This is a genomic window from Oscillatoria sp. HE19RPO, from assembly GCF_024220515.1.
Taxonomy (GTDB): domain Bacteria; phylum Cyanobacteriota; class Cyanobacteriia; order Cyanobacteriales; family Laspinemataceae; genus Laspinema.
In genome coordinates this window covers 1-8402 of the sequence record NZ_JAMXOT010000365.1, presented here as the reverse complement: position 1 = coordinate 8402, position 8402 = coordinate 1, and the positions used below count along the sequence as shown (strand labels likewise).

The window sequence follows — 8402 nt, the reverse complement described above, 5'->3', positions numbered from 1 at the left end:
GGGGAGTGGAATGGGCGGAAGGGATTCCTGATAAAAAGTGATGCCCTTTCGTAAAAAGGACATCACTTAAGTTTACCGTTTTAATTGAACCGTTCTAGCTGAGAAGACTCACCCCTGATTTTATTTACCAAAGGGCGCGCACAGGTTGCTGAATGTTGGAGACCATGTTGCGATCGTCAATGTCGAATTCAATCCGACGACCCGGAGTCATGACAGCTAGAGTACAAACATCCCGATCTACTATGTAGGTGCGGATTCCGCCATCGGGAAGGCGAACCTGTAAGGTGGTGTCTTCACAAGAAACCACATCACCAGCAATCCGGATAGTACGGGCGGTCGTCGTGGTTGTCGGGGCGGTCGTCGTGGTCGTCGAAGTGGTTGTGGTGGTGACGCGATCCTCTGGATTGATGACGGTAACTTGGGTCCCCATCATTCCTGTATCATCTAACATGACCTCGATTTCCATTCCGGGGAGCAACCCGAGACGGTTTCTCTCATCTTCGGAAATCTCCACGACCTGAGTTTCGCCATTGGGAAGACGAATGCTCACTTGATTGTTACGAATGCTTTGAATGGTACCTCGGACCATACTGGGGTTAGCTTGGCTAATAAATTGGCTTTCCCCAACTGGAGCGACTGGCCGAGACAATGCTGGAGCGACCGATACTCCCGAGAGTATCAGGGTCAACATTGTACCTGTTAAGACTTTCATGTTTTTCATCCGCATGACATCCTCACTTCAACACGATTTAATTAACGAGATTTAGATTTTGACCGAGACCTCGCGATCGGATCTACACACCAGTTGTTGCTATGACCGGAACCCTGCCGGTATTATACCCGTCCGGTGCTGGAGCTTTCATCTACCAATAGGTAGATGTTGGCCCCATAGCATCAATGATGCAGATGGGTTTTTTGAGATCCGAGGGATTGAGGCTTGAGTTCAAATTAAGTCAAGCTATAGAATAAAATAATATCAGTTTTTCTGGAAATGTGTAGTCCGGGTTTGTTAGGAATTAAAGATAAAGGAATGGTGCGAGGAGAAGTTCTATTGTTAAAGTTTATGCGCCTTACCGTCAGTGCCGCTGTTTTACTCCTGTCGATGCCATCTCTGGCGTGGGGAACGGGTGTCCCGAGAGAAATATCGGTGGGAAATATCCCAATTCCTGATTTAGAATGGTGGCCGGTTCTAGACCCTGAGTTACCTCCGTTAGGAGAATATTCTAAATTTATTCCCTTTGAGCAGGAACTGTATCCTGAAACAGTGACTGAGGGAGTTCGTTTAGTGATCCGGTTGAGTGAACGTCGCGTTTATGTGTATCGCAACGATCGCGTCTACACCAGTTATCCGATCGCCGTTGGCAAGGAAGGATGGGAAACCCCAACCGGCCAATATGAGGTCATGCAAATGCAACGAAATCCAATCTGGGAGCATCCTTGGACCGGTGAGTTAGTTTATCCAGGGCCTGATAATCCTTTAGGGCCAAGATGGATTGGCTTCTGGACAGACGGAAAGGATTTAATTGGGTTTCATGGTACTCCCCATGAAGAACTGATTGGAGAGGCAGTTTCCCACGGTTGCGTCCGAATGCGAAATCAGGATATTTTGTCGTTATATGCCCAGGTAGACCTGGGAACCCCAGTGACAGTAGAACCGTAATTTCGTCTGAGAAGAATACAGATGAGAAAACGAGTCAAGACTGCTAAACTCTCAAAACTGGGCAGAGGAAGTGCGAAGACGGTCTTTTCGCACTTCCTCTCGGTTTAATTAGAGTTAAATTCCAACCTGGATGGACCCCTGGAAAAGCGATAGAACAGGGATTGAACGGAGTAACTATTCCAGCGATCGCTGATACGCTTCTAACAACTGAAAAATATGATCGTATCCATCAACCCCGATCGCCGGTATAATTCGGGGGCGATTTTGTTCTAGCAAACCCTGAAAGGCTTCTGCACCCATTTGACCTTGGATAATCGAGAGTAATCCCGCACTTTGACGCCATTCCTGCGCCTCAATTTGCTCTAGGAGATACATTCCCAACCCGCCAAAATAAAGGGTAAATTCCAGATTTTGCTGACGATAGTGAGCTTGGGCTAAATAGGCTAAATTCAACCCCTGAAGGTAAAGGTCACCGGAAATTTGAGCCGATTCCCATCCCTTCAATAAATTAGCGATCGCCTTGGGATACTCCCCGATCGCCACATAAGCAATCCCCAAACTACTGCGACATAACGCTTGACTTTGGCGATCGGCTAACTTGTCCGAAAGCTGTAACCCTTGTTCCAAATAATGAATCGCCCCCTCATACACATCGGGGTCCAATTCTCCCTGTTCCCGGGCTTGAAACACCTCGCTAAACCCCAAATTTGCTAAAGCATTCGCCTCTCCTAACCGTTCCCCCTCTTGCCGAGACCCGATTAAGGCGCGCTGACTACAATCAATTGCCAAAGCATAATTTTTCTGCCCCACATAACTGCGGCTGATATGATTGAGATTGGCAATTTCACAGCGGCGATCGCCCGCTTCCCGGGCAATATCCAAGGCTTGTTGATGAAAGGCGATCGAACGCTCAAAATTGCCCATTGCTCGCATAGAATACCCCAGCAAGGTCAAAATCCGCGCCTTCTCCTGAGTCCCCTCCACCCGTCGCAAGGGTTCATCCAGATATTGCAAGGCACCCCGCAGATATTCCCCGGTAAAAGCCGCAAATATCCCCCCATACAGGGGAAAATAATCCCGCTGAGAAAATGCGCGTAAAATCTGTAACGTCACCTGAAAACAAGCATTCGTCAAGCGTTCACGAGTATTGGAATTGAAGCGGGTGCTGCGATGGACGGCATTGGCGAGTTGAGACCAAATCAGGGCAAAGGTTAGGTAAGTTGAAATCGACAGCTTTGCTCCAACTTTGGAGTCATAAACCATTTTATCAAACCAAACCACTAACCCCCGTTGTAAACTCTGCAAAATTACGGTGAGTTCCACCCAATCGCTCACATCAGCATCCGGTTGGCGATCGAGAAAGTCGAGGAAAGAGTGATTGAAGGAAAGGGTGGTAAATAGTCCTTGGGGAAAGGGCCGATTCACTTGTTTGGCCCATAATGCCCAGGGTCCGTTCTGTCCGGGAATTCCTCCAAATCCTAGTTGTCCTCTGCCTTGTTCATAGATCCAACTAACCAGGTGAGGTTCAATCTGCTGCCAGGATTGTAAACCTTGTTGCAGTCCTTTGGCTAAGGGTGAAACTTCCAAGTGAAGTTCAGGATTGGCAATGCCATCGAGTTTATCCGTGAGGGTTTTGGCGAGTTGCCGCTGTTGTTCGAGGGTGAGGACTTCAGGTTGGTTGGGGTCAATCTCGCGCAGGAGTGCAAACAGGCGAGTATTGGGTTCGGCTTGCATGATGCGATCGCAGGCGGAGGCGATCGCATCTTTGACGCGATTTTCCTTTTGCCAGCGTTCCCATTGTTTTTCGATGGTTTGTAATGCGCGGTTAATGCGAGTGGCTTTGGCGCTTTTCAACTCATCGGTTTCACGATCGAGTTTATATTGAGTGGCACTGAGGCGATCGCCGAGGCATCGCTCAAAGATTTCTCCAGTCCCACTGTCAATTTCTTGGACCAGCATTTGATAGACTTGCTCAACGGAGCGAATTTTGCCTTTGAGGGTCGTGTCTACGATGGTATCGATAAATTGCAAGTAGCGATCGCGCAAGGAAGTAGAGTCTGACATTGTAAATTAAGCTCTCTCAAGGATTCGGCAGTTTCCCTTGTTTATTCTACTTCTGTGCCTTTCCCTTCATCAGAATCAGCCCGCTTTCGGGTCTTGTTCTCAGGATGCTATAGGCCCCTCTCAATCAGGCTCGCCCTAGAATTTGAGGAGTGGGAGCATCTTGCTCCCTATTTGTAGAAGGGAGCAAGATGCTCCCACTCCTTTAGAAAATTAGAAAATTAGACAATTCCTACAAGAGTCGCACTATCTCGGCTTTAACTCCTCAAAACTCTCTACAAAACTCTCTACCACAGTGCGCGAACAGGCTGCTGAGGGGCAGTTTCCACCCGAATCGGCTGAGGGGCCGGTTGCATCGGTTGCGGTGCAGCGGTAGGCATCGGAGTTACAGGTTCGCGAGGTTCCGGTGTGATGATCGTGGCAGTCCCCTGGCGGCTGTTAATTGATTCAAAGACTCGGCGAATTTCGGTGAGGGTATCGGAAGAGGCTATTTCCTCGGACTCGATCTCTAGGGTGTAAGCCGTCACTGTCCCATCGGGGTACAGCAGGACCTCGACTCCCGGATGCATCGCGAGTTTTTCTTGTTCGAGTACAGGAAGGTCAATTTGGGTGGTCTCTCCATTTTCCATTTCCAAGGTGACGATATTGTTACGAATTATCTTCACGCGGCCCATCATCGGGTTACCCATTGGCTCACCCATTGTTTGGGCGATCGCCCCTTGGATCGTTCCGGGTTCGGAAGTGGTTTGGGCGATCGCCGGGGAGACAGTTCCCCAACCGATCGTTACCGATAAAATTGTACCTGTCAAAAGGCTGATATTTTTAACGTTCATTGAAGGTTCTCCTCATTCAAAATTAATTTCAAGGATTTACAAGCAATGATAACAGGATTAAGTTAATTTTTCAAAAGCGGAGTCAATCAAAAATCCGCCACGCTTATCTAATTCCCAATTTCCTAGCGGGATAGAGATTTACAGGAAACCGAAGTTGTAAAAGAGTAGTCTACATTGCTTTGAATGCAACCCGGAGTCAGTATTAACGGTTCAATCTCCTTAGATACCAAGGTCAGTGTTAGCCCATTTGATTGGGAATGCGATCGGTGAGATGATTCTCGATCGGCTCAGAAAGCCCCTAGGCTCTATAGAAATGTAAGTCTGGGAAATCCGTCTGGGAAATAGGATAGGGATGGCTGGCTCAATGACCTTCCTAAAAACCAACTATTTCCGCCCCAATTCTCCGGTTTAACTTGTTTTCCCCGAAAGATGGAGAAATTTGAGGCAGCAGAACACCCAATGCGAGGGCAGGGTTGAAAAAATCTCGCTATTTTTATAATTTCCTCACTAAATTTTCGGCGCGTGCAGGTTTTGTGTACTCAAAAGGTGGGAATACAGGGAATTATCAAAGGATGTGTGACCTTGATTCCCGGGTGAAGCCCAAGAAATTTCAAGGCACTCTAAATTTGGGGTCAACCGCTCTCACCCCGGGCCGTGAAAACAATCGAGGCGATCGGTTGATTTTAAAAAATCCCAACAGACCTAAGCAGAAATACCGGAAATGGGGCGTTTTGTGGATTATCTCTATCCTTAGATAGCAAGGGAGATCGGATCAACTTATTCCCTTCGATAGATGAGAAATGAGGGATGTAATTGTTAGTCTATTTACATAAGACAAAAAGCAACAAATCAAAAAAGGAGATTATCTCATGTTGGTTAGTATTTTAACTTGGATTGTTTTAGGACTGATTGCTGGTGCTTTAGCAAAATTAATTTATCCCGGAAGACAAGGCGGCGGTATTTTTGCCACGATTGGACTAGGGATTCTGGGTGCAATTGTAGGGGGATGGGTAGCGCAAGCCATCTTTGGAATTACAGCAGTGGGTCTGAGTTGGCAGGGTATCCTCTTTGCAGTGATCGGTGCCATGATCCTGATCTTCATCTGGGGTCTATTGACTCAGCGTGCAGCCTAAATTTTTCCGGTCTTCTCCCTAGAATGATCTAACTATTTTTTAATAAGCCGGTATTAGGGGTAGGGTAGCAAGCCTTTGCCCCTTGCTTCATAGGACCAGACTAAGGAAATCACTGCAATCCAGTCTCCAAGGGCCGGTTTATTAAAGAAGGTTCATCACAATCATCAATCTGGGGCTAAGAAACGGTCCATACTAAAAAGCAGTCTTCAGGGTATCGCGATCATCCCTCAAGACTGCTTAATTTTGTTAGGGGTTTTGTAGAGAGTTTTCCCCTCGGTTGCCAAAATCCGAAGGGCCAACACTCTATGAATCCAGAATCGGCTTGGTCAGCAAAAAGGCAAAACTTTATTTCCTGAAACGGATCCAAATCCTATTTATTTTTTTGCCAAATTTGCCAAGTGGCTCCTAATGCAGCGCCCGCCCCAGCAATTAATCCAAAAGTCATCCCTTCAAGGGTTTTAAGAACGGGGTCTTGGGTAAGGCATTGATTCGTCGGTACAGCAGCATCTAAACAGCGATTGAGGTCTGCGCTGTAGGCAGTGCCTCCAACCAGAACACCAATAGTGCTACAAGCGACAATATAAATAAGAAAGCGACTATTTTTTCTAACCATAGATAGATGGCAAGGGAATATGGAAGATTCTTCCTTATTGTGCCGCTTATTTTTCAATCTGGCAAGGGTTTTATCATTAATTTTGATATTTAAAGTTTAGATTGCAGTATCTTCCTCCAAGGAATAGGCAGAGAATCCTTGAAGAGGCGAATAGGGGGTAAAATACTATCATGCAAATTTAATGTAAATTAAAACCAGGTTTTTAATGAATAAACGACTACATCCTTGAGAATATAGCCGTTTAGGGTCATGGTATGGGGCAAAATTCACCCGAGTTCAGGAGGCGAGAAAGCCTTTGGATGCTTTCTTTTTCCCCTTAGATTTGGATTTGGATTTGGATTTGTTGACTTCAACGAGGGCCTCTTCAAAGAGTTGGTTTAAGTGCAGGGGAATCGAGGCAGTTTCCGGCAGATGGGGTTCTGAGGGTTTATTAAATTCCTGCAAAAGTGGTCCTAAATCGCGGTCCAGTTGAAAATTGGGTCGTTCTAACACCCGTTTCAGGAGATTTTCTAACTGGGTGGGATACTCTGCGGCGAGTTGCTGCCAGACATAAAAATTAATAATGGGGTCTTCAAGGTAATGACGGACTAGAGGTTCTGCCTCAATCTGACTGGGGTCTTCTCGGTTCAGGAGTGCTACAAATTTACTGTAAGTCGGAATCAACATTTGACCCCATCGCGGATGAGAAAAACAGCTAACCTCTTCGGCTTTTTTGAGATCATCGGGCAAATGGACTTTCGGCATCACCATTTTATTGTTTTTATTGCGATCGAAGAATTGGGCCGCTTCTTTCGGGTCCACACCAGCTTCTTCCGCTGCCGCCATCAGTTCCTCCATATCAACACCCGCTTCGGCAGCGACTTCTTCCAAAGACTTGTTTTCGTCAATCCCTGCTTCGGCAAGACGTTTTTTCGTCATGCTTTCTTGCAGTTCGCCAATTTTTTTGTTGAGTTGATATCCGGGAAGAGTAAAATTATCACTGCCAAAAAATTCGGTAAATTCCTCATGATATTTCGCCACCGATTCCCAGGCTTCTTCTAATAATTCAGGGGCATCACCATACAAGTGATTTTTGTAATTATCTTTAAAATTGCCGATCGCCACTGCCAATTTCGGTTTACCCAGATTCCCCAGGGCCATATAACCGCCAAAGAACATATACTGAGAATTGTCCACGGGGGCGATGCGAGTCAGTAAAATATCTCCCGGCTTAATCCGCTGGAGTTGGGCCTGTTGCGCGGCAGAATTGGCCTTAACCTGATAATGTTTAGCAGTGAGCCAGTTCATCAACTCTAAACCATCGGGTAAACTTTGGATGACTTCAAACACACCCATAAAGCTACGTTGCCAACTTTGAATTAAGGTGCGATCGCCTTCAGATAAGTCCGGTTGGGTTTCTAAAAATAAATCAATGGGAGTTTTGTTCCCCACCTGACCCTCCACCGCAAACGAATCAATCCGCATATTGCGCTGACTGATATCGGACCGATCGCGAGAAGCGTGCTCAGCGGCATAGGTTTCCAAAGCGATCGCCAACTCGCCCTCGGCATCCAAAACAAAATCAATTAATTCCTGCTTGAGTTCCCAAGCGCGATCCACAGTTGCGTCCACAGTTTCTCTCTCCAAGTTACACTGTTATAGGGTATCGGGACATCAAAGGCGATCGCATCTGTCCTCAGACTGGCTTTTCCCAAAAAATCTGCCCCCATTACCACCTCTTAAGTTCGTAGTAACGACTTCAGTCGTTCTCTTGTCTTAGTTCGTAGTAACGACTTCAGTCGTTTCTTAAGTTCGTAGTAACGACTTCAGTCGTTTCTTAAGTTCGTAGTAACGACTTCAGTCGTTTCTTAAGTTCGTAGTAACGACTTCAGTCGTTTCTTATACTCCATCCAATTGTCAAAGCTCTGTAAAAACCCGCAGGCTGAAGCCTGGGGCTATACGGACGAAGCCCGCCTGCGCGGGCTAAAAGCGAAAACCGACTCTTAACAACCGGATTTGGTATTACGCTCATACCCGAACCCTGTCAAAGTGATAAATTGGATAACAACAAATCGTTAATTTCACGTAGGGGCGCAATGCTTGCGCCCTGAATTGGGCGCAAG

Annotated in this window: 7 protein-coding genes; 2 read left to right on the top strand and 5 right to left on the bottom strand. The window is 46.6% G+C overall.

Features of this window, described 5'->3' with window-relative positions; all coding sequences use genetic code 11:
- Positions 1-124: 124 nt before the first annotated feature.
- A complete protein-coding gene (locus tag NG833_RS26740; protein ID WP_254568319.1) occupies positions 125-721 on the bottom strand; it encodes a hypothetical protein in 597 nt (198 codons plus the stop codon).
- Positions 722-991: 270 nt separating this feature from the next.
- Between NG833_RS26740 and NG833_RS26735 the strand changes: the two genes are divergently transcribed.
- Complete coding sequence (locus tag NG833_RS26735; RefSeq protein ID WP_254568318.1) at positions 992-1660, top strand: L,D-transpeptidase; 669 nt, start codon at positions 992-994, stop codon at positions 1658-1660.
- Between the two features lie 174 nt (positions 1661-1834).
- On the opposite strand, the gene NG833_RS26730 is transcribed toward NG833_RS26735, so the two are convergent.
- Both NG833_RS26730 and NG833_RS26725 read right to left on the bottom strand, forming a co-directional pair.
- Positions 1835-3724 (bottom strand): tetratricopeptide repeat protein, encoded by a 1890-nt coding sequence (locus NG833_RS26730; protein WP_254568317.1) that lies wholly within the window; start codon positions 3722-3724, stop codon positions 1835-1837.
- A 284-nt stretch (positions 3725-4008) separates the two neighbouring features.
- The gene (locus NG833_RS26725) at positions 4009-4554 is read right to left on the bottom strand and encodes a hypothetical protein (protein WP_254568316.1); all 546 of its coding nucleotides are present in this window, start codon (positions 4552-4554) and stop codon (positions 4009-4011) included.
- 869 nt (positions 4555-5423) lie between these two features.
- Here NG833_RS26725 and NG833_RS26720 point away from each other — a divergent pair.
- Positions 5424-5687, top strand: coding sequence for a GlsB/YeaQ/YmgE family stress response membrane protein (locus NG833_RS26720; protein WP_254568315.1), 264 nt, complete (start codon positions 5424-5426; stop codon positions 5685-5687).
- A gap of 370 nt (positions 5688-6057) precedes the next feature.
- On the opposite strand, the gene NG833_RS26715 is transcribed toward NG833_RS26720, so the two are convergent.
- Both NG833_RS26715 and NG833_RS26710 read right to left on the bottom strand, forming a co-directional pair.
- Positions 6058-6300, bottom strand: coding sequence for a hypothetical protein (locus NG833_RS26715; protein WP_254568314.1), 243 nt, complete (start codon positions 6298-6300; stop codon positions 6058-6060).
- A gap of 276 nt (positions 6301-6576) precedes the next feature.
- Complete coding sequence (locus tag NG833_RS26710) at positions 6577-7911, bottom strand: hypothetical protein (protein ID WP_254568313.1); 1335 nt, start codon at positions 7909-7911, stop codon at positions 6577-6579.
- Between the last annotated feature and the right edge of the window lie 491 nt (positions 7912-8402).

Coding starts and splice junctions, on each gene's coding strand:
- NG833_RS26740 (WP_254568319.1), bottom strand. CDS start 721: ATGAAAAACATGAAAGTCTTAACAGGTACAATGTTGACCCTGATACTC.
- NG833_RS26735 (WP_254568318.1), top strand. CDS start 992: ATGTGTAGTCCGGGTTTGTTAGGAATTAAAGATAAAGGAATGGTGCGA.
- NG833_RS26730 (WP_254568317.1), bottom strand. CDS start 3,724: ATGTCAGACTCTACTTCCTTGCGCGATCGCTACTTGCAATTTATCGAT.
- NG833_RS26725 (WP_254568316.1), bottom strand. CDS start 4,554: ATGAACGTTAAAAATATCAGCCTTTTGACAGGTACAATTTTATCGGTA.
- NG833_RS26720 (WP_254568315.1), top strand. CDS start 5,424: ATGTTGGTTAGTATTTTAACTTGGATTGTTTTAGGACTGATTGCTGGT.
- NG833_RS26715 (WP_254568314.1), bottom strand. CDS start 6,300: ATGGTTAGAAAAAATAGTCGCTTTCTTATTTATATTGTCGCTTGTAGC.